Origin of the sequence: Streptosporangium sp. NPDC001681 (assembly GCF_040298085.1) — a bacterium.
Taxonomy (GTDB): Bacteria; Actinomycetota; Actinomycetes; order Streptosporangiales; family Streptosporangiaceae; genus Streptosporangium.
In genome coordinates this window covers 22120-42512 of record NZ_JBEOZN010000088.1, presented here as the reverse complement: position 1 = coordinate 42512, position 20393 = coordinate 22120, and the positions used below count along the sequence as shown (strand labels likewise).

Here is a 20393-nt window from a genome sequence, read left to right as displayed (position 1 = left end):
CCCTCTCCCTATCCCGCCGCATGGGATAAAAATATCTTCTCCCCGTTTCGATTCTCGGCGCCCGCTTTTTTGGTTTTTGGCGGCCCCCGCCGTCCTCGGGCCGGGCGGGGCCCGACCTATTTGGCTAACCCAAGATTTTGCTGCGGTAGGCCGGCTCATTGCGCTCAAGGGTGGGTGCGTCACGTTACGATTCGAGTGCGTTCCGTAGTTTTCGCCGACGACCTGACGGAAGGAGGCCAGCCTTCCTCATGGGCAGCAATCTTGCTTTTTTGGGCCGTGACATGGCAGTCGACCTCGGCACCGCGAACACCCTCGTGTATGTCAGAGGGCGCGGAATCGTGCTCAACGAGCCGTCCGTCGTAGCGATCAACAGCATCACTGGGAAGATCGTGGCCGTTGGCATCGAGGCCAAGCGGATGATAGGCCGCACTCCGAGCAACATCATCGCCATCCGTCCGCTCAAGGACGGTGTCATCGCCGACTTCGACGTCACCGAGCGCATGCTGCGCTACTTCATCCAGCGGGTGCACAAGCGCCGCCATTTCGCCAAGCCGCGCATCATCATCGCCGTGCCGAGCGGGATCACCGGGGTCGAGCAGCGGGCGGTCAAGGAGGCCGGATACCAGGCGGGCGCCCGCAGGGTCTACATCGTTGAGGAGCCCATGGCCGCCGCGATCGGCGCCGGGCTCCCCGTGCACGAGCCCACCGGCAACATGGTGGTCGACATAGGCGGCGGCACCACCGAGGTGGCGATCATCTCGATGGGCGGTGTGGTCACCAGCCAGTCGATCAGGGTGGGCGGTGACGAGCTCGATCAGGCGATCATCGCCTTCGCGAAGAAGGAGTACTCGCTGATGCTCGGCGAGCGCACCTCCGAGGAGATCAAGATGGCCATCGGCTCCGCCTGTGTGCTCCCGGAGGAGAGCCATGCCGAGATCAGGGGACGTGACCTGGTCAGCGGCCTGCCGAAGACGATCGTGGTGTCGGCGGCCGAGATCCGCAAGGCCATCGAGGAACCGCTCAACGTGATCGTCGACGCGGTCAAGACCACACTTGACAAGTGCCCGCCGGAGCTCTCCGGAGACCTCATGGACCGGGGGATCGCCCTCACCGGAGGCGGGGCGCTCCTCAAGGGCATGGACGAGCGGCTGAAGGCCGAGACCGGCATGCCGATCCACCTCGTCGACAACGCCCTCGATTCCGTGGCGCTGGGTACGGGCAAGTGCGTCGAGGACTTCGACGCACTGCAGCAGGTCCTGGTTCCCGAGCCGCGGCACTGATGAAGGACACCCGCCGGGCACGGGTCAACCTGGGGCTGCTGCTGGCCGCCGCGCTCGTGCTCGTGACCATCGACCACCGTTCGGCCGCGCAGTCCCCGTTCGGGCCGCTCCGCATGGTCGGCACGACGTTGTTCGGCACCGCGGAGAGTGTGGGGTCGGGGATCGTGCGGCCGGTCGGCGAGTTCTTCGAGACGATGACCGAGGCTCCTTCCGCGCGTGGACGGATCGAGGAGTTGCTCGCGGAGAACCAGCGGCTCAAGCGGGACCTGGTGGCGCAGAGCCTCGACCGGGGGCGTTCGGAGGAACTGCGCAAGCTGCTCGGGGTCTCGGGCACCGGCGGATACAAGATCCTGCCCACCCAGGTGATCGCTCGGCGCGGGGCTCCCGGGTTCGAGGAGGCCGTCGAGCTCGACGTGGGACGCGCCGACGGGGTGCGCACCGAGATGACGGTGCTGAACGCCGACGGCCTGGTCGGCAGGGTGATCCACGTGGGCGCGTCCACCTCGACCGTGGTCCTGCTCAGCGACCCCGCCTCGGCGGCCGGAGCCCGGCTGGAGGGAAGTAACGAGATCGGGGTGGTGCACGGGGTGGGGGAGAACGGCCGCCTGGTCCGCTTCCGGCTGCTCGACTCGACCGCGCCGATCATCCCCGGCCACCGCATCGTGAGTTTCGGTTCCCAGCGCGGCACGCCGTACGTGGCGGGGGTGCCGATCGGGGTGGTGGAGCGGGTGGAGGCCACGCCGGGTGAGCTGACCCGTATCGCGTACGCGCGGCCGTACGCCGACCTCACCGCGCTGGACGTGGTCGGCGTGGTGGTGCAGGCGCCGCGCCGGGACCCGCGTGACGCGGTGCTCCCCTCCGGCCCGCGAAAGGCGGCGCCTCCCCGCTTCCAGCGAGAGGGGGTCTGACGGGATGGGGCGCAACGCGATCTTCGTGGCGCTGCTCCTGGGAATCATGATTTTCCAGGTGACCGTCGTCAACAGGCTGCCGCTGCCGGGGCAGGCCGCGCCGGATCTGGTGCTGCTCGCCGTGGTGGGGTACGCGCTGGCCCGCGGTGCGGCGGCGGGGGCGGCCATGGGTTTCGCCGCCGGGCTTCTCAGCGATGTGCTGCCGCCGGCCGCGCACCTGTTCGGGCACCACGCGCTGGTGCTCTGCCTCGTCGGCTTCATCGCGGGGCGCGCGGTGGAGAGCCATCCGGGGGCGGGGCCGCTCGCGGCGCTGGCCTGCGCGGTCGCCGGTCCGGTGATCGCGGTGGCGACCGGCGCCCTGCTGGGAGACCCACGGACCGGCGTGCCCATGCTCACGACCACGCTGCCGCAGGCGGTGCTCTACAACCTGCTTGCCGCGTCGCCGGTGGTGTGGGTGGTGCGAAGGCTCGTCTGCGGGCCGGAGCCGCGCCCCGTCCAGGTGCTCGGATACGTCATGCGGAGCCGCTTGTGAGGCACCTCGTGCTGGGGGGCACGTGAGCGGCGGTGAGGAGGAGCGAGCATGGGCCTGATGCGGGGGCGGCTGGTCGTGGTGCAGTTGCTGGTGGTGTCGATGCTGGCGTTGCTCGCTGTCCGGCTCTGGCAGGTGCAGGTGGTGCGCGGTCCGGAGTACGTGGTGGCCGCCACCGAGACGCGCACGCGCGATGTCGTCGTTCCCGCGGTACGCGGGCAGATCCTTGACTCGACGGGCCGTCCGCTGGTCCGAAACCGGACCACGCTGGTGGTCTCGGTCGACCGCACCCGCCTGAACCGGATGGAGGGCAACGGCAAGGAGGTGCTCGAGAAGCTGGCCGCCGTGCTCGGCCGTCGCCCCGCCGAGCTACGGGAGCGCATCAGGGCATGCGGGCCGGGGGTCGCCCGTCCCTGCTGGCCGGGCTCTCCGTACCAGCCGATCCCCATCGACGCGGATGTCACCACGCGCGAGGCCCTGCAGATCCTGGAACGGCAGGAGGAGTTCCCCGGGGTCACGGCCGAGGTGCAGGCGGTACGGGAGTATCCGAGCCGGAGCGCGGGAGCGCAGGCGCTCGGCTACCTGCAGCCGATCACGCAGGAGGAGCTGAACAGGCGCGACGGGCTCAGAGCGGCGTTCTCCGGGGTCGACCTGGTGGGCAGGGACGGCCTGGAGTCGGTCTACGACGCGTCGCTGCGTGGGACGCCGGGGATGCGGCGGGTGCAGGTCGACCGGCTTGGCAAGGTCATCGGGGTGGAGCAGCACGTGTCTCCGGTGCCGGGCGACACGCTCATCACCAGCATCGACTCCAGGGTGCAGGCCACAGCGGAGAAGGCATTGGCCGAGGCGATGAAGGGCGCGCCCACGGCGGACGGCGCGGCGGCGGTGGTGCTGGATGTGAAGACGAGCAGGGTCGTCGCTCTGGCCAGCGCGCCGACGTACGATCCGGCGATCTGGACCGGGGGAATCTCCGAGGCGCAGTACCAGCGCCTGCTGTCCGGCAAGGCGGGCAAGCCGTTGGTCTCCCGGGCCATCAAGGGCGAGTTCGCGCCTGGTTCGACGTTCAAGGTGTCGTCGGTGGCGGCGATGCTCAAGGACGGCTACCCGCTGCACGGCCAGTACGACTGCCCGGGGTCCTTCATGGTGGGCGACCGGCCGTTCAACAACTTCCGGGGTATCGGGCTGGGAACGCTCACCCTGCACACGGCGCTGGTGAAGTCCTGCGACACGATCTTCTACCGGGCGGCCTACGAGCAGTGGCTGCGCGACGGCGGGCTCAATCCCAAGGGGAGGACCAAGGAACCGATGGCGGCCATGGCGCGCGCCTACGGTTTCGGCCGACCCACCGGCATCGACCTGCCGGGTGAGTCGGCGGGCCGGATTCCTGACCGGGCGTGGAAGAAGGCGCTCTGGTCGGTGACCAAGGACACCAACTGCAAGCGGGCCAGGACCGGCTACCCGGAGGTGGCCAGGAGCAGCCCCAGCAGGGCCGCCTTCCTCAAGCGGTTGGCGTACGAGAACTGCCTGGAGGGGTACCAGTGGCGGCCCGGTGACGCCGCCAACTTCTCCATCGGGCAGGGCGACGTGCTGGTGACGCCGCTGCAGCTGGCGGCGGCCTACGCGGCGCTGGTCGGGGACGGCAGGCTGCGCAGCCCCCGGCTGGGCTGGGCGCTGGTGCGTCCCGACGGCACCAAGGTCAAGGAGATCGAGGTGCCGGTGGTGGGCAGGCTGCCGCTCTCACCACGGGAGCGGGCCTACATCAAGGGGGCGCTGAGCGAGGTCGCCTCCGACGGCACCGCGGCCGGGGCCTTTGTCGGGTTTCCCATGAACAAGGTCAAGGTCGGCGGAAAGACCGGCACCGCCGAGGTCTACGGCAAGGCCGACACGTCGTGGTTCGCCTCGTTCGCCCCGACGGACAAGCCGCAGTTCGTGATCGTCGCCATGGTGTCCCAGGGCGGGATGGGCGCCCAGACCGCGGCTCCGGCGGTGCGGAAGATCTACGAGGGCATCTTCGGGTTCAAGCCCGACGGCAAGCAGGCCTCCCCGATTCTGCCGGGCGGGCGCCCGGTAAGAGCGCTTCCGGTGATCGCGAAAGACGGGACGGTGGCGCGATGAGGTCCGCTGTGGCATCGGTGACACCGTCCGCGGTGGTGTCCGTGACGGCGTCGGCGGTGACGTCCGCCAGGAGAGCGGCGTGAACCGGGCGGCGGCCGCACCGCCGAGGGCGTCCCTGGCCGGCAGGACGGTGGCGGCGGCCACCGCGGTGGGCCGGATGGACGGGGTGATGCTGGTCGCCGTAACCGCCCTGGGAGTGATCGGCACGATGCTGGTCTGGTCTTCGACCAGGACATGGGCGGCCGGCTCCACGGGACTGGTCAAGAAGCACATCCTCAACCTCGTCATCGGAGCCGTGCTGGCCGGTACGGCCGCGATGCTGGACCACCGGACGCTGAGAACCTTCGCGCCGCTGGTGTACGGCGTGACGCTGATCGGGCTGCTTCTGGTGATCACACCCCTCGGCAGCACCGTGAACGGCGCACACTCGTGGATCATGCTGGGTGGTGGTTTCGCGTTCCAGCCCTCGGAGTTCGCCAAGCTCGGCCTGGTGTTGATGCTCGCCATGCTGCTGGCCCAGCCCGCCCGCGGCACCGACCGGCCGAGGAGCTTCGACGTCGTGATCGCGCTGGTGGTGGCCACCTTCACCATGGGGTTGGTGATGCTCCAGCCCGACCTGGGAACCACGATGGTCATCGGGGTGATCACGGCGGGTGCGATCGTCGTGGCCGGCGCCCGCAAGCGCTGGATCGGCGGGCTCACCCTCGGGGTGCTCGGCGCGGGGGCGGCCGTGTGGTTCCTCGACATCCTGGAGCCGTACCAGATCGCTCGGTTCACCGCGTTCCTCAACCCGGCCAGCGATCCGCGCGGGGTCGGCTACAACAGCACCCAGTCGTTGATCGCGATCGGGTCGGGAGAGGTGTTCGGCAAGGGGCTGTTCGGGGGCGGCCAGACCACCGGCCGCTTCGTACCCGAGCAGCACACCGACTTCATCTTCACGGTGGCGGGGGAGGAGTTCGGCTTCCTCGGTTCGGTCACCGTGGTGGCGCTGCTCGGGGTGATCCTGCTGCGGGGGGTGCGGATCGCGCGGGAGTGCGAGGACCGGTTCGGCACGCTGGTGGCCGGGTCGATCGTGTGCTGGCTGGCCTTCCAGTCGTTCGTCAACATCGGGATGACGGTCGGGATCATGCCGATCACCGGTCTTCCCCTGCCGTTCGTCTCCTACGGCGGTACCGCCACCTTCGCCAACATGATTGCTTTTGGGATGCTTCAGGCGATTCACATGCGCCGGCAGTCTTTCTAGCGCCCGCATGGGTGACTGCCTATGGCACTCTCTCCAGGCGGATATTCTTGATGGCATGTCTGTCGAGTCGCTGTTTCCCCGCCTGGAAGCGCTCCTGCCCAGAGTGCAGAAGCCGATCCAGTACGTCGGAGGTGAGCTCAACTCGACCGTCAAGGATTGGGACGAGACCACGGTTCGCTGGGCGTTGATGTATCCGGACGCCTACGAGGTCGGTCTGCCCAACCAGGGCGTCCAGATTCTCTATGAGATCCTCAACGAGCTGCCGGAGACACTGGCCGAGCGGACCTACGCGGTCTGGCCCGACCTGGAGGCGCTCATGCGTGTCGAGGGCGTACCTCAGTTCACGGTCGACGGGCACCGTCCGGTACGGGCGTTCGACGTGTTCGGTCTCTCCTTCTCGACCGAACTCGGCTACACCAACATGCTGACCGCGCTGGATCTGGCGGGCATCCCGCTGGAGGCGTCGGAGCGGGGCGACGATGATCCGATCGTCCTGGCCGGCGGTCACGCGGCGTTCAATCCCGAGCCGATCGCCGACTTCCTCGACGCCGCCGTGCTGGGCGACGGGGAGCAGATCGCCATCGCGATCACCGAGGTCATCCGCGAGTGGAAGGCCGAGGGCTCGCCCGGCGGGCGCGACGGGCTGCTGATGCGGCTGGCCGAGTCCGGCGGGGTCTACGTGCCGAAGTTCTACGACGTCGACTACCACCCCGACGGCCGTATCCAGCGCGTCGCACCCAACAGGTCGGGTGTGCCGTGGCGGATCCACAAGCACACGGTCATGGATCTGGACGAGTGGCCGTACCCGAAGAAGCCGCTGGTCCCGCTGGCCGAGACCGTGCACGAGCGGTTCAGCGTGGAGATCTTCCGCGGCTGCACCCGAGGTTGCCGGTTCTGCCAGGCCGGCATGATCACCCGTCCGGTGCGTGAGCGCTCGATCACCACGATCGGCGACATGGTCGAGGCGGGCGTGAAGGCGTCAGGTTTCAACGAGGTCGGCCTGCTGTCGCTCTCCTCGGCCGACCACTCCGAGATCGGTGAGGTCGCCAAGGGACTGGCGGATCGTTACGAGGGCACCAACACCTCGCTCTCGCTGCCCTCGACCCGGGTCGACGCGTTCAACATCGACCTGGCGAACGAGTTCTCCCGCAACGGCCGACGCTCCGGTCTGACGTTCGCCCCCGAGGGCGGCTCCGAGCGGATGCGCAAGGTGATCAACAAGATGGTCACCGAGGAAGACCTGATCAGGACCGTCACCACCGCGTACACCCAGGGCTGGCGGCAGGTGAAGCTCTACTTCATGTGCGGCCTGCCCACCGAGGAGGACGTCGACGTCGAGGGCATCGCCGACCTGGCCAAGAAGGTCATCAAGGCCGGTCGAGAGGCCACCGGGTCGCGCGACATCCGCTGCACGGTCTCCATCGGTGGCTTCGTTCCCAAGCCGCACACCCCGTTCCAGTGGGCCGGCCAGGCCGACCACGAGACGGTCGACCGCAGGCTCAGGGCGTTGAAGGAGGCCCTGCGCGGTGACAGGGAGTACGGCCGGGCCATCGGCCTGCGCTACCACGACGGCAAGCCCTCGATCGTGGAGGGTCTGCTGTCTCGGGGCGACCGCCGGGTCGGGGAGGTCATCCGCGCGGTGTGGGCGGACGGCGGCCGGTTCGACGGCTGGAGCGAGCACTTCTCCTATCAGCGTTGGATGGACGCCGCGGCCAAGGTCGGCGTCGACGTCGACTGGTACACCACGCGCGAGCGCGAGGAGAACGAGGTCCTGCCCTGGGACCATCTCGATGCCGGTCTCGACCGCGAATGGCTCTGGCAGGACTGGCAGGACGCGGTCAACGACGTCGAGGTCGAAGACTGCCGATGGACCCCGTGCTACGACTGCGGCGTCTGCCCCACGATGGGGACGGAGATCCAGATCGGGCCCACCGGGAAGAAGCTGCTGCCACTGACGGTTGTCTGAGGTAGGCGGTGCGTGAGCGCCGCCCACCCAAGAGACGACGACCACGACTTTGGAAGGACGACACCACCCTGAAACCCGCTCCCGACGGGCCGCCGCCCGCGCCAGTGGTGCAGCGCCTCCGTGTGCGCTACGCCAAGCGCGGCCGCCTGCGCTTCACCAGCCACCGCGACATCTCCCGGGCGCTTGAACGCGCGGTCCGGCGAGCCGACGTCCCGGTGGCGTTCAGCGCGGGCTTCTCGCCCCACCCGAAGATCTCCTACGTGGGAGGGGCCGCACCCACCGGGGTCGCCAGCGAGGCCGAGTACCTCGAGATCAGCGTGACGCGCGAGTGTGACCCGGAGCGGCTGCGAGCCGCTCTGGACGCCTCGTTGCCTCCCGGTCTCGACGTGCTTGACGTCGTGGAGGCCGGCCCCGCGAGTCTGTCCGACCAGATGGAGTGCTCGGCGTGGGAACTGCGGCTGCCCGGAGCCGATCTCGCCCTCGCCGGTGTCGCGGTTGAGAGATTCGTCGCCACCGATCACGTCGAGGTCGAACGCCTTACCAAGAAGGGGATGCGACGTTTCGACGCGCGGGAGGCGGTGCTGAGCCTCGCGGCATTTGAGGGCAAAGGGACAACAGCAGGTCAGGCGTCCAGTCGGCCATGTGTCATACTTCGCATGGTTGTACGGCACGCAACTCCTGCCGTTCGACCCGACGACGTTCTCACTGGACTGCGTCTTGTGGCTGACTTCGCGCCGCCGGTGCCCCCCGAGGTGACCAGGCTGGCGCAGGGCCCGCTGGACGTTCGCACCGGTGAGCCCGCTGATCCGTTCGGCCTGGACCGCGACATTACGCGCGGCGGCGAAGCGGAACCGGTGGGCAGGCACGTCGGCGGCGACATATAGGACTTGGCGCCGGGCTATGAGCCTGGCGGACAGTGAGAGACGAGAGCTCCCGCGCGGCGCGGAGACGTGCCCGGGAGCTGAACGGGAGAGCGCCCGCATGCTCGACAACGAGCCCAACGCCGGGGTCAACAGCCTCGGTGGGGACACGACAACAGAAGAGACGCGGCCACCGGCGCCCCGGCGCAGGGTCGCGAGCCGACCCGCAGGACCTCCGCCGGAGGAGCCGGATTCGGCTCCCGAGGTCGTGACGGCACCCGCACCCCGGGCGGCGTCCGGCATCTCGCCGGAACCGTCGGCGGCCGATGCGTCCGGGCCCGCGGCGGAGCCCGCGAAGGCTGTGGAGCCCGCCGAGGTGGCAGAGGTGAAGGAGGCCGCGCCCAAGCGCGCCACCAGGCGCAAGACCACCGCGACGGACGGCACCGCCACCACCACGCGGCGTAGTCGTGCGAAGAAGGTGGCCGAACCGGTCGCCGAGCCTGTCGAGACGGCGGCCGCCGCCGTTCAGGAGCCCGCCGCCGAGCCCGCGCCGCAGGAGGAGCCCGCAGCCCCTGCCAAGCGCACCCGTACGCGCAAGAAGGCGGTCGTGCGGGAGGAGCCGGCCGTGGCCGAGGAGGTCACCGGCGAGGTGCCCACGGCCGGGGCGGAGGAGGCCGAGGCGGAACTGCTGCTCGAGCTGCCCGTCGACGAACCGCTCGATGACGAGCCCGCGGGTGAGGACCTCATCGAGGAGGCCGTCGAGGAACGGCGGCCGGGGCTGTTCGCCGACCCCTTCGGGCTGGTCGCCCAAGAACGTTCCGAGGTGCCCTCGGTGACCTTCCAGGCACCCGCGGCGGTGTTCCAGCCGCTGTTCCAGGCCCCCGACCCGCAGCGGGCCACGCAGCCCGCCGCCCGGCCCGCGCCGGTCCAGCCTCCCGCGCCGCAGCCGGAGCCCGAGCCCGTCGAGGCGAAGGCCGAGATCGCCGAGGAGCCCGAGGACGAGGACACGGACGGAGACGAGGACGCCGGTGGCCGCCGGCGTCGGCGCCGCAGGGGTGGCCGGGGCCGTGGCAAGACGCGGGACCTCGACGAGAGCGAGGAGACCGAGGCCGAGCAGGACGAAGAGGACAGGCCCGAGGCCGAGCAGGACGAAGACTCGGAGAGCGGCAGCTCGCGCCGGCGTCGCCGCAGGCGGCGCAGGGGCACCGACGAGGCGGGAGAGGTCCACGACGACCCGCCGAACACCGTGGTGCGCATCCGCGCGCCCCGCGCCGGGCGCAGCACCTCGGTGGACGAGGTGCAGAGCGTGCGAGGCTCGACCCGCCTGGAGGCCAAGAAGCAGCGCCGCCGCGAGGGGCGCGAGCTTGGCCGCAGGCGTCCGCCGATCATCACCGAGTCGGAGTTCCTGGCCCGCAGGGAGTCCGTCGAGCGCATGATGGTGGTCCGCCGTACCGGTGGGCGCACCCAGATCGCGGTGCTGGAGGACGGGGTCCTCGTCGAGCACTACGTCAACCGCGAGGCGAGCCAGTCGTACGTGGGCAACGTCTATCTCGGCAAGGTGCAGAACGTCCTGCCGAGCATGGAGGCCGCGTTCGTCGACATCGGCAAGGGCCGTAACGCGGTGCTGTACGCCGGAGAGGTGAACTTCGACACCGCCGGGCTGGAGGGACAGCCCAAGCGGATCGAGGTGGCGCTGAAGTCGGGCCAGTCGGTGCTGGTACAGGTCACCAAGGACCCGATGGGGCACAAGGGCGCCCGCCTGACGAGCCAGATCAGCCTGCCCGGGCGCTACCTGGTCTACGTGCCCGACGGCTCGATGACCGGGATCAGCCGCAAGCTCCCCGACAAGGAGCGCACCCGCCTCAAGAGCATCCTCAAGAAGGTCATGCCGGAGAACGCCGGGGTCATCGTCCGCACGGCCGCCGAAGGCGCGTCGGAGGACGAGCTGAGCCGCGACGTGGCCAGGCTGTCGGCGCAGTGGGAGAACATCCAGCGCAAGGCCAAGTCGGCCAGCGCGCCGGAGCTGCTCTCCTCCGAGCCGGACCTGACGGTCCGGGTGGTCAGGGACGTGTTCAACGAGGACTTCTCCTCGCTGGTCGTCGCGGGAGACGAGGTGTGGGAGACGGTCGACGAGTACGTCCGTTATGTCGCCCCGCACCTGGCCGACCGCCTCAGCAGGTGGGAGGAGGACGGTGACGTCTTCGCCGCCTACCGGATCGACGAGCAGATCGCCAAGGCGATGGAGCGCAAGGTCTGGCTGCCCAGCGGTGGCTCGCTGGTGATCGACCGGACCGAGGCCATGACCGTGGTCGACGTCAACACCGGCAAGTTCACCGGCCAGGGCGGCAACCTTGAGGAGACCGTCACCCGCAACAACCTGGAGGCGGCCGAGGAGATCGTCCGCCAGCTCAGGCTGCGCGACATCGGCGGCATCATCGTCATCGACTTCATCGACATGGTGCTGGAGAACAACCGGGACCTGGTGCTGAGGCGGCTGCTGGAGTGCCTGGCCCGCGACCGTACCAAGCACCAGGTCGCCGAGGTCACCTCCCTGGGTCTGGTCCAGATGACGCGTAAGCGGGTCGGTCAGGGGCTCCTGGAGGCGTTCTCCACGGTCTGTGAGTGCTGCAACGGCCGCGGCCTGCACGTCTCGACCGAGCCGGTCGAGGGCAAGCCGGAGCCGCGTGGTACGCAGGGCAAGATGGCGGTCGAGAAGGCCGTCGCGGAGAAGCTCGGCAAGGACGGTAGCCACGCTGTGGCGGCCGGTGACCAGTCGGGTCGTGATACGGTGACCGATGCGCTTGATGGAGTCCAGAATGAGGACGGTCAGGCAGCACAGGCTTCTGGCCGGGGGCGGAGACGCTCCCGCAAGGCCAGGTCGGCCGAGTAGGTCCTGTCCCGCAGATTTTGCCGTGGCGTGGGTCTGCCGGACGGTGTCTCGTAGGGCGGAAGAGGAGCTCATAGCGTGCTATGGGTGACGGAACCGTCGCGAGGCCCCGTCCGGGTGACCAAGGCAGGCAGAAGATCCAAGGAGCAGGACCTGAGGTCGGCACCTCCGACGTTCCGCCCGGTTCGACCAGGACACCGTCAATCCGGTATTCTGGTGAACCGGTGCGCTCATGGCGCGCCCTGTTCGCGCGCCTACCCGGTACGTCATCAATGACCACAGCCGGATGCGGGGCGCAGCATCCAGCGAGCAAGCAGTCAGAAGAAGGGTTCCGCGGTGTACGCGATCGTTCGTTGCGGCGGCAGGCAGCAGAAGGTCTCCGTCGGTGACGTCCTTGAAGTGGACAAGGTCGCCGGCGAGGTCGGTTCCACGGTTTCGCTGCCGACGGTCCTCGTCGTCAACGACGGCGACGTGACCACCGAGGCGGGCAAGTTCACGGTTGCCGCCGAGATTCTCGGTGAGACCAAGGGTCCGAAGATCCGGATTCTGAAGTACAAGAACAAGTCGGGGTACAAGAAGCGCCAGGGTCACCGCCAGCGGTACACCCAGGTGAAGATCACCGGCATCGACCAGGCCTGAGTTTCGGGAGTTTTGCGAGATGGCACACAAGAAGGGCGCGTCGTCCACTCGGAACGGCCGCGACTCCAACGCCCAGCGGCTCGGTGTGAAGCGCTTCGGCGGTCAGCTGGTCAACGCCGGCGAGATCATCGTTCGTCAGCGTGGCACCCACTTCCACCCCGGCGACAACGTCGGCCGTGGCAGTGACGACACGCTGTTCGCGCTGGCCGCAGGCCACGTTCTGTTCGGTGTCAAGCGCGGGCGCCGCGCGGTGAGCATCGTTCCGGTCGCGGAGTAGATTCGCACCGACAGACGTTGAGGGCAGGGGTGGATCGCATTCGGCGGTCCACCCCTGTTCGCGTTTTCCGCAGAAGTTCCCGTAGATAGAGGTAGGAAAGTAGAGATGCCGGACTTTGTGGACCAGGTGGTCCTGCACATCAAGGCCGGTGACGGGGGAAACGGCTGCGCCTCTGTCCATCGGGAGAAGTTCAAGCCGCTGGGGGGCCCGGACGGGGGCAACGGTGGCCGCGGCGGCGACGTGATCCTGGAGGTGGACGCCAACACGGCGACGCTCCTGGAGTACCACCGCCGCCCGCACCGCAAGGCCGACAACGGCAAGCAGGGACAGGGCTCCAACCGCGACGGTGCCAACGGTCCCGACATCGTCATCCCGGTGCCGGACGGCACCGTGGTCAAGGACGCCGACACCGGTGAGGTCCTCATCGACCTGGTCGGCGCGGGCACCCGCTATGTGATCGCCGAGGGCGGGCACGGCGGGCTCGGCAACGCCGCACTGGCCAGCGCCAAGCGCAAGGCCCCCGGGTTCGCGCTGCTCGGCGAGCCCGGCGACGAGCTCGACGTGATGCTGGAGATGAAGAGCGTCGCCGACGTGGCGCTGGTCGGCTTCCCCAGCGCGGGCAAGTCCTCCCTCATCGCGGCCCTATCCGCGGCCCGGCCGAAGATCGCCGACTACCCGTTCACCACGCTGGTCCCCAACCTCGGGGTGGTCACCGCGGGCGCGACCGTCTTCACGGTCGCGGACGTCCCCGGCCTGATCCCCGGCGCCTCACAGGGCAAGGGCCTGGGGCACGAGTTCCTGCGCCACGTCGAGCGCTGCAACACGCTGGTGCACGTGATCGACTGCGCCACGATGGAGCCGGGCCGCGACCCCATCAGCGACTACGAGGCGATCGAGGCCGAGCTCGCGGCGTACGGCAAGCTGGAGGATCGGCCGCGCCTGGCGGTGCTCAACAAGTCCGACGTGCCCGACGCCCGCGACCTGGCCGACATCGTCGGGCCGATGCTCGAGGAGCGGGGGCTGCGGGTCTTCTCGATCTCCGCGGCCACCCACGAGGGGCTCAAGGAACTGACCTACGCCATGGGGGAGATGGTCGCCGCGGCCAGGGCCGCCGCCCCCGTCCCCGAGCCGACCCGACTGGTCATCAGGCCCAAGCAGCACGGTGACACCGGATTCGCCGTCCGCCGGATCGACGAGGACACCTTCCAGGTCACCGGGGCCAAGCCGGAGCGGTGGATCCGCCAGACCGACTTCACCAACGACGAGGCCGTGGGCTATCTGGCCGACCGGCTGGAGCGGCTCGGTGTCGAGGAGGAGCTCACCAAGGCCGGGGCGAAGGCCGGGGCCGAAGTGATCATCGGTTCCATGGAGAACGGCTACATCTTCGACTGGCAGCCGACGCTCAACGCCGAGGCCGTGCACCAGGGGCCGCGCGGGTCGGACAACCGGCTCGGTTAGTACGCTTCCCGCTGTTCTTCCAGTGATCATTTTTGAAAGGTGCGTGTCGTGGACTCTGCGCGCGAACGGATCCGTAAGGCCTCACGCCTCGTCGTGAAGGTGGGTTCGTCCTCGCTCACCACTCCGCAGGGAATGATCGACGTCGACCGGGTGGACGCCCTGGTCGACGTGCTCGGCGCCCGGCGGAAGTCCGGCACCCAGATCGTGCTGGTCTCCTCGGGCGCGATCGCGGCGGGCCTCGGCCCGCTGGGCCTGGCGGCCAGGCCGCGCGACCTCGCCACCCAGCAGGCCGCGGCCTCGGTCGGCCAGGGCGTGCTGGTGGCCCGCTACACCTCCTCCTTCGCCAGGTACGGCCTGCGGGTCGGCCAGGTGCTGCTGACCGCCGACGACATGATGCGCCGCTCGCACCACGTCAACGCCGAGCGCACGCTGGCACGCCTGCTGGAGCTGGGCATCGTCCCGGTGGTCAACGAGAACGACACCGTGGCCACCGACGAGATCCGATTCGGCGACAACGACCGCCTCGCCGCCCTGGTCGCACACCTGACCAGGGCCGACGCGCTGGTGCTGCTGTCGGATGTGGACGCCCTCTACGACGGCGACCCCCGCCGCCCCGGCGCCCGCCGGCTCACCGAGGTTCGCGGGCCCTCCGACCTCGTCGGGGTCGAGCTCGGCAAGGGCGGCGCGGTCGGCACCGGTGGCATGGTCACCAAGGTTCAGGCCGCCAAGATCGCCACAGGGGCGGGCGTTCCCGTGGTGCTGACCGCCGCCGCGCACGCGGCCCAGGCCCTCGCGGGAGCCGATGTCGGCACCTACTTCCACCCGGAGGGCCGCCACCCGGGCACCCGCCTGCTCTGGCTGGCCCACGCCACCACCGGCCGAGGCCGGCTCCATCTGGACTCCGGCGCCGTCGAGGCTGTGGTGAGCCGCCGCAAGTCACTGCTTCCCGCGGGGGTCACGGCGGTCGAGGGCGACTTCGCGGCGGGCGACCCGGTGGATCTGTGCGAGCCGCTCGGCCAGGTGATCGCGCGCGGCCTGGTCAACTTCGACGCGGGGGAGATCCCCGGGCTGCTCGGCCGTTCCACCAGGGAACTGGCGGCCACCCTGGGGCCCGAGTACGAACGAGAGCTCATCCACCGTGACGACATCGTCATACTGGAATCCCACCACTAGTTCTTTTTGGAGCGCGAGATGTCCGAGGACTTCCTGAAGGTAGCCCTGGCGGCTAAAGAGGCCGCCGCCGAGCTGGCCCCGCTGCCGAGGGCGCCGAAGGACGCCGCGCTCCGGGTGGTCGCGGACGCGCTCGTGGCCGGGTCCGCCGAGATCGTCGCGGCCAACGCGCTCGACGTCGAGAAGGCCAGGGAGAGCGGGACCTCCGAATACATGATCGACCGTCTCAGCCTCGACGAGGCCAGGATCGAGGCGATCGCCGAGGCGGTCCGTCAGGTCGCCGACCTTCCCGACCCGGTGGGTGAGGTGATCCGGGGCAACACGCTGCCCAACGGACTGGAGTTGCGCCAGCTCCGGGTCCCGCTCGGGGTGATCGGCATCATCTACGAGGGCCGGCCCAACGTGACCGTGGACGCCGCGGCGCTCTGCCTCAAGAGCGGCAACGCCACCCTGCTGCGCGGCTCCTCCAGCGCGTACGAGTCCAACACGGTTCTCGTCAGGATCATGCAGGAGGCGCTGGCGGGCACCGAGGTGCCCGCGGGGGCCGTCCAGCTGGTTCCCGGGCTGACCCGCGACTCGGTCAAGCAGCTCATGCGGGCCCGCGGCCTGGTCGACGTGCTGATCCCGCGCGGCGGGGCCTCGCTGATCAATTCGGTGGTGGAGGAGTCCACGGTCCCGGTGATCGAGACCGGCGTGGGCAACTGCCACGTCTATGTCGACGCCGACGCCGACCTCGACCTGGCGATCCAGATCCTGATCAATGCCAAGGTCCAGCGCCCCTCGGTCTGCAACTCCGCGGAGACGCTCCTGGTGCACGCGGCCGTGGCGGACACCTTCGTGCCGCGCGCACTGGCCGCGCTGGCGGCGGAGGGCGTCACGGTGCACGGTGACGCCCGCGTCGCGGCGTACGGTGACGTGGTGCCCGCCGACGAGGAGGACTTCCGGATGGAGTACCTCTCGCTGGACATCGCGGCCGCCGTGGTCGACTCGCTGGAGGACGCGGTCGCGCACATCAGGAAGTACGGCTCAGCCCACACCGACGCGATCGTCACGCGCTCGGTCAGCGCCTCCCGCAGGTTCGTCGCCCTGGTCGACTCCGCGGCCGTGGCGGTCAACGCCTCGACCCGGTTCACCGACGGCGCGGAGTTCGGCTTCGGCGCGGAGATCGGCATCTCCACCCAGAAGCTGCACGCGCGCGGCCCCATGGGCCTGCCGGAGCTGACCTCGACCAAGTGGGTCTACACCGGCGAGGGCCACCTGCGCACCAGCGAGGGTACGGTCCTCGCCTCGGCCGAAGCCCGCCTGAGGTAGGGGCGCGGGCCGCGGAGCGTTCCCGGCGCCGAGGACCAACGGCGTCGGGAATGCTCCGCGAGCCGCACGGTACGGGTGATCCATCGGGGTTCCGGGATCATCGCGCTGCCGGGCGCTCCGGGGTCTACGGTGTAGTCGGCACTCCGGAGGTTCATCGGGGATCTCGTTCGGTGACTTTGATCGTCACTGAGCGTTATGGTGTGTCGCTCCGTGTGATCACGGTCGCTTATGGTTTGACTGGACTTCATGGAAATCGTCGTTGCATTCCTCTTCATAGCTTTTGTCGTTTTTGGTGCGGACCGGCTACTGCTGCTCATGGAGAGCCGCGGGCACGTCAACTGGCGCCGCACCCGGCGCCGCGACCTGTCGGCGGAACCCACCGCGAAGCTCGACAGCCTGCTGGAAGACCCGGTCCGCAAGCCCACGCGCCGGCCCTGAGAGGCCCCGCCCGTGGCCTGACCCGAGCCTGACGAGGCGCACGAGGAGGCGCGCGTCCCGCCATGCCGATCTTTTCGGGAGTCCGGCGTGCCATCGGGAAAACGTCACACTCGCCCGCTATGGTGTGGTCTCCTACGGCTGGACAGCAGGGAAGCGAGCGGGAGCGAGCGACCCGATAGGCGCAGCGGTCCCTGACCCATGTGGCCGACGCAGGAGGTCACATGGGTCGTCTCGGGCGGGTCGGTCCTTACACGTTGCTGGAGCGTCTCGGCCGGGGAGGCATGGGCGAGGTCTACCTCGCCGTCGGCCGCCGTGGTGACAACGTCGCGCTCAAGGTCCTCCACGACATGGTCGACACCGACTCCGAGGCCCGGATGCGTCTGGAGCGGGAGGTCCGTGCCCTTCGCAGGGTCGAGAGCCCCTACGTGGCCCGCGTCGTCGACGCCGACCTCAACGGTGATCGGCCCTACCTGGTCATGGAGCACATCGAGGGAGAGACCCTCCTGGAGCGGGTACGGCGCGGCGGCCCCCTGGACGGCGGTCTGCTCACCCTCGCACAGGGGCTGGCCACCGCCTTGTCGATCATCCACGCGGCCGGGGTCGTCCACCGTGACCTCAAACCCGCCAACGTGCTGGTCAACGAGGACGACGAGCCCGTCCTCATCGACTTCGGCATCGCCCACGTCCTGGACGCCACCAGACTCACCCTGACCGGCACCTTCCTCGGCACCCCCGGTTACACCGCCCCCGAGCTGTTCGCCGACGAGCCCGTGGGCGAGCCCGCGGACGTGCACGCCTGGGCGGCCACCGTGGCCTTCGCCGCGACCGGCAGGCCCACCTTCGGCAGGGGCACGGTCGAGGCGCAGATGTACGCGATCCTCAACGGTCAGGCCGATCTTGAGGGTGTCCCGGCAGCCCTGCTGCCCCTGATCCGCGCGGCCCTGCACCGTGAGCCGGCCAAGCGCCCCACCGCGGCCCTTCTCGCCGGCCGCCTCGGCCGGCTCGCCCGGGTGGCCTCGCCCGAGGCGGGAGTCTCCCAGAAGGCGGCAGGCTCCGCGGGGGAGAAGCCCGGCGGAGCCAGGAAGCAGGAGAGCCGTCCCAAGCCCCGCGCCAAGGGCGACGAGCCCGCGAGGAGCGGCCGATCGGCCAGGGGAAGGTCGCCCGCCCCGGCGGCGGAAGGCTCGGCGGGACCCGCGCGGGCGGTACGCCCCCCTGCCGCCGCGGAGGGCACGTCACGTGGCGGACGGGCGGCGCTCGCCTCCGGTGAGGCGCCCCGCGCGGGGCGAGCGATCCCCGCGGCGGGGGAGACGTCGCGGGGCGGGCGTCAGGCCTCCCCGGCCGCTGAGGCGTCCAGCGGTGGGCGTGCGGCTCTCGCGGCAGGTGAGGCGTCGCGGGGCGGGCGTTCCTCCGCCGCGGATGGCCGGGCGACCCGGCGCCGGGCGGGCAGACGGTCCGGCGGCGCGGCAGGGGAGGCTCAGGCCCCTGGCCGGGCAGGACCGCTGCCCACGGGCAACGCGGCGCTGCTCCTGCTGGCGGTGCTGGCCGTGCCGTGCGTCGTGGCCACGGTCATCTGGCCGCCGGCCACCTTCGCCGTCACCGGCCTGTTCGCCGCACTGGCCCGCGCGCTCTGGGGCGGGCACTGGCTGGTCAGGAAGCGCAAGTCGGCCAGGGTCCGGGTGGCCCTGCGGGTGCTGGGCTTTCCGGTGATCTTCGCCGCCTCGCTGCTGACCGTCCTGGCCTGGCCGGGGCTGCCGGCGGCCGCTCTGGCGGGTCTCGCACTCTGGCTGACCCTCGGTGGCTCGCTGCCACCGGAGTGGTGGCTGCACTCGGCCCCGATCGCCGTCTCCGGCGTCGTGTTCGGCGTCGTCTGTGGCGGTCTCATCGGCCGGGAGATCGAGCGGATCGGCGCCGAGCTCGTCGAGCTCCGCAAGGAGGGGCTGCGCGCGCTCGCCGTGCTGGGCGGCTTCGTCGCCCTGTGCTCGGCGGCCGTACGCGCGATCGCCCTTCTCGTGTAGGGGGCGTCCTTTCGTCGAAAAGGCCCCCGGCGCCAGGTCCCGGCCGGTGGTGGGGGTCGCGCCGGCTCAGGCGACCTTGGGCGGTGTGGCGGCCCAGGTGTCGTGGGAGGCCGGGGCGCCGGTGATGTGCCCCACGTTCAGGCGCCGCGGTCGGTCCCCTTGCCCGCGGGATCGCCGTTGACCTTCAGGGGGCGCGGCAACGCGTTCCGGGGCCATACCTATCGAATAAAAAAGGGCCCGTCCGGGCCCTTTTGGTGGAACTCTCGGCTAATTTCCATCGCGGCGGGAGAAGCGATTGAAGATGCGCTCCCCGGCGTTGACAGCACCTTCCGCCACGTCGCGCAGAACACCGATGAACGGGTCCTGGGACTGCGACCAGGACTCGCGGTAGGAGCGGGCGGCAGCCCGGACCTCCTCGGAGATCTTCGCGTTGGAGTCGTCGGCGCGGCGGGGGTAGTCGCCGGCGATGATCGTGTCGTACTCGCCGCCGCGGCGCCACTTGTCGAGCTCGGCGACGCGGGAGACGGCGAACGGATGGGTGGTGCCCAGCAGGTTGAGGACCTTGAGCAGGCCGTCGCGGACGTCGCCCGCGGTGTCGTACTCCCGTGCCTGGTCGAGGAAGGCCTCGATGTTCATCTCGTGCAGGCGCGAGCCGCCGGCGAGCTTCATCAGGGCGCGCAGCGCCGCATCGGGGTCCTGGCCGCAGAGCAGGCCGCCGCGGTCGGCGGAGAGCTCGGACTTGCGGTGCCACTCCTCCAGGCCGGCCACGATCGCGCGCAGGCCGATGTAGCCGAGCGGGATCCAGGCCACGCGCGTGGCCAGACGGGTCAGGATGTCGAGCATGGTGCGGTAGACGGCGTGGCCCGACAGGATGTGGGCGGTCTCGTGGCCGATGACGAAGCGCTGCTCCTCCAAATCCATCAGGTCCAGCAGGCCGGTCGTGACGACGATGAACGGGTCGTCGAAACCGATCGCCTTCGCCTGCACCAGCGGGCTCTGCTGCACGTAGACCTCGGGAATGCGGTGGAGGTCGAGCGTGTAGGCCGCGTCGCGGCCCATGTCGTGCAGTGCTCGGAACTGCGTGTCACCGGTGCGTACGGCCGAGGCGAGGTAGATCAGGCGCAGGCGGCGCTCACTGACCAGGCCGGACATCTGCTTGAGCACCGTGTCGAATCCGCTGAGCGATCGGAGGGCGACCAGCGCGGACCGGTCAGCGGGATGTTCGTAGGCGCGTGAGCTGATGCCGGGAAGCTGCACGCGGTTGCGATCCGGGGTGGTGGTCATGTCCGGCATGCTA

The 20393-nt window shown here is 69.9% G+C and carries 16 protein-coding genes; 15 read left to right on the top strand and 1 reads right to left on the bottom strand.

The features are described from left to right. Positions 1 to 248 precede the first annotated feature (248 nt). The 15 genes from ABT130_RS32110 (at position 249) to ABT130_RS32040 (ending at position 19096) form a co-directional block, all read left to right on the top strand. A complete protein-coding gene (locus ABT130_RS32110; RefSeq protein ID WP_350961715.1) occupies positions 249 to 1280 on the top strand; it encodes a rod shape-determining protein in 1032 nt (343 codons plus the stop codon). Continuing rightward, positions 1280 to 2188: a rod shape-determining protein MreC gene (gene mreC / locus ABT130_RS32105; protein WP_350928832.1), complete on the top strand. Its 909-nt coding sequence runs from the start codon at positions 1280 to 1282 to the stop codon at positions 2186 to 2188. Before ABT130_RS32110 ends, mreC begins: the two co-directional genes overlap by 1 nt. Positions 2189 to 2192: 4 nt before the next feature. Continuing rightward, positions 2193 to 2720, top strand: coding sequence for a rod shape-determining protein MreD (gene mreD / locus ABT130_RS32100; RefSeq protein WP_350961712.1), 528 nt, complete (start codon positions 2193 to 2195; stop codon positions 2718 to 2720). A gap of 48 nt (positions 2721 to 2768) precedes the next feature. Further along, complete coding sequence (gene mrdA, locus ABT130_RS32095; RefSeq protein WP_350961709.1) at positions 2769 to 4832, top strand: penicillin-binding protein 2; 2064 nt, start codon at positions 2769 to 2771, stop codon at positions 4830 to 4832. A gap of 79 nt (positions 4833 to 4911) precedes the next feature. Then, positions 4912 to 6075: a rod shape-determining protein RodA gene (rodA, locus tag ABT130_RS32090; RefSeq protein WP_350928838.1), complete on the top strand. Its 1164-nt coding sequence runs from the start codon at positions 4912 to 4914 to the stop codon at positions 6073 to 6075. A gap of 55 nt (positions 6076 to 6130) precedes the next feature. After that, positions 6131 to 8041, top strand: coding sequence for a TIGR03960 family B12-binding radical SAM protein (locus ABT130_RS32085; protein WP_350961706.1), 1911 nt, complete (start codon positions 6131 to 6133; stop codon positions 8039 to 8041). Positions 8042 to 8145: 104 nt separating this feature from the next. After that, positions 8146 to 8925 carry a TIGR03936 family radical SAM-associated protein gene (locus ABT130_RS32080; RefSeq protein WP_350961703.1) on the top strand — a complete coding sequence of 260 codons (780 nt, stop codon included), beginning with the start codon at positions 8146 to 8148 and terminating at the stop codon, positions 8923 to 8925. Positions 8926 to 9022: 97 nt separating this feature from the next. Next, complete coding sequence (locus ABT130_RS32075; protein ID WP_350961701.1) at positions 9023 to 11791, top strand: Rne/Rng family ribonuclease; 2769 nt, start codon at positions 9023 to 9025, stop codon at positions 11789 to 11791. Positions 11792 to 12124: 333 nt separating this feature from the next. Next, the gene (gene rplU, locus ABT130_RS32070) at positions 12125 to 12427 is read left to right on the top strand and encodes a 50S ribosomal protein L21 (RefSeq protein ID WP_030924785.1); all 303 of its coding nucleotides are present in this window, start codon (positions 12125 to 12127) and stop codon (positions 12425 to 12427) included. Positions 12428 to 12446: 19 nt separating this feature from the next. Next, positions 12447 to 12704 carry a 50S ribosomal protein L27 gene (gene rpmA, locus ABT130_RS32065; protein ID WP_030924780.1) on the top strand — a complete coding sequence of 86 codons (258 nt, stop codon included), beginning with the start codon at positions 12447 to 12449 and terminating at the stop codon, positions 12702 to 12704. 105 nt (positions 12705 to 12809) lie between these two features. Then, entirely contained in the window at positions 12810 to 14162 is a 1353-nt protein-coding gene (gene obgE, locus ABT130_RS32060) for a GTPase ObgE (protein ID WP_350928847.1), read from the top strand. Positions 14163 to 14210: 48 nt separating this feature from the next. Further along, positions 14211 to 15335 carry a glutamate 5-kinase gene (gene proB, locus ABT130_RS32055; RefSeq protein ID WP_350928850.1) on the top strand — a complete coding sequence of 375 codons (1125 nt, stop codon included), beginning with the start codon at positions 14211 to 14213 and terminating at the stop codon, positions 15333 to 15335. Between the two features lie 18 nt (positions 15336 to 15353). Next, positions 15354 to 16643, top strand: a complete 1290-nt coding sequence (locus tag ABT130_RS32050) for a glutamate-5-semialdehyde dehydrogenase (RefSeq protein WP_350961697.1) — start codon at positions 15354 to 15356, stop codon at positions 16641 to 16643. 246 nt (positions 16644 to 16889) lie between these two features. After that, positions 16890 to 17081, top strand: coding sequence for a hypothetical protein (locus ABT130_RS32045; RefSeq protein ID WP_350928854.1), 192 nt, complete (start codon positions 16890 to 16892; stop codon positions 17079 to 17081). Between the two features lie 221 nt (positions 17082 to 17302). Next, on the top strand, positions 17303 to 19096 hold the full coding sequence (locus tag ABT130_RS32040; RefSeq protein WP_350961695.1) for a serine/threonine-protein kinase: 1794 nt from the start codon (positions 17303 to 17305) through the stop codon (positions 19094 to 19096). Positions 19097 to 19363: 267 nt separating this feature from the next. On the opposite strand, the gene ABT130_RS32035 is transcribed toward ABT130_RS32040, so the two are convergent. Further along, entirely contained in the window at positions 19364 to 20389 is a 1026-nt protein-coding gene (locus ABT130_RS32035; RefSeq protein ID WP_350928858.1) for a M48 family metallopeptidase, read from the bottom strand. Positions 20390 to 20393: the final 4 nt, after the last annotated feature.

Bases quoted from the DNA above. Each gene is read 5' to 3' on its own strand.
- ABT130_RS32110 (WP_350961715.1), top strand. From the start codon at position 249: ATGGGCAGCAATCTTGCTTTTTTGGGCCGTGACATGGCAGTCGACCTC.
- mreC (WP_350928832.1), top strand. From the start codon at position 1,280: ATGAAGGACACCCGCCGGGCACGGGTCAACCTGGGGCTGCTGCTGGCC.
- mreD (WP_350961712.1), top strand. From the start codon at position 2,193: ATGGGGCGCAACGCGATCTTCGTGGCGCTGCTCCTGGGAATCATGATT.
- mrdA (WP_350961709.1), top strand. From the start codon at position 2,769: ATGGGCCTGATGCGGGGGCGGCTGGTCGTGGTGCAGTTGCTGGTGGTG.
- ABT130_RS32085 (WP_350961706.1), top strand. From the start codon at position 6,131: ATGTCTGTCGAGTCGCTGTTTCCCCGCCTGGAAGCGCTCCTGCCCAGA.
- ABT130_RS32075 (WP_350961701.1), top strand. From the start codon at position 9,023: ATGCTCGACAACGAGCCCAACGCCGGGGTCAACAGCCTCGGTGGGGAC.
- rpmA (WP_030924780.1), top strand. From the start codon at position 12,447: ATGGCACACAAGAAGGGCGCGTCGTCCACTCGGAACGGCCGCGACTCC.
- obgE (WP_350928847.1), top strand. From the start codon at position 12,810: ATGCCGGACTTTGTGGACCAGGTGGTCCTGCACATCAAGGCCGGTGAC.
- ABT130_RS32050 (WP_350961697.1), top strand. From the start codon at position 15,354: ATGTCCGAGGACTTCCTGAAGGTAGCCCTGGCGGCTAAAGAGGCCGCC.
- ABT130_RS32045 (WP_350928854.1), top strand. From the start codon at position 16,890: ATGGAAATCGTCGTTGCATTCCTCTTCATAGCTTTTGTCGTTTTTGGT.
- ABT130_RS32040 (WP_350961695.1), top strand. From the start codon at position 17,303: ATGGGTCGTCTCGGGCGGGTCGGTCCTTACACGTTGCTGGAGCGTCTC.
- ABT130_RS32035 (WP_350928858.1), bottom strand. From the start codon at position 20,389: ATGCCGGACATGACCACCACCCCGGATCGCAACCGCGTGCAGCTTCCC.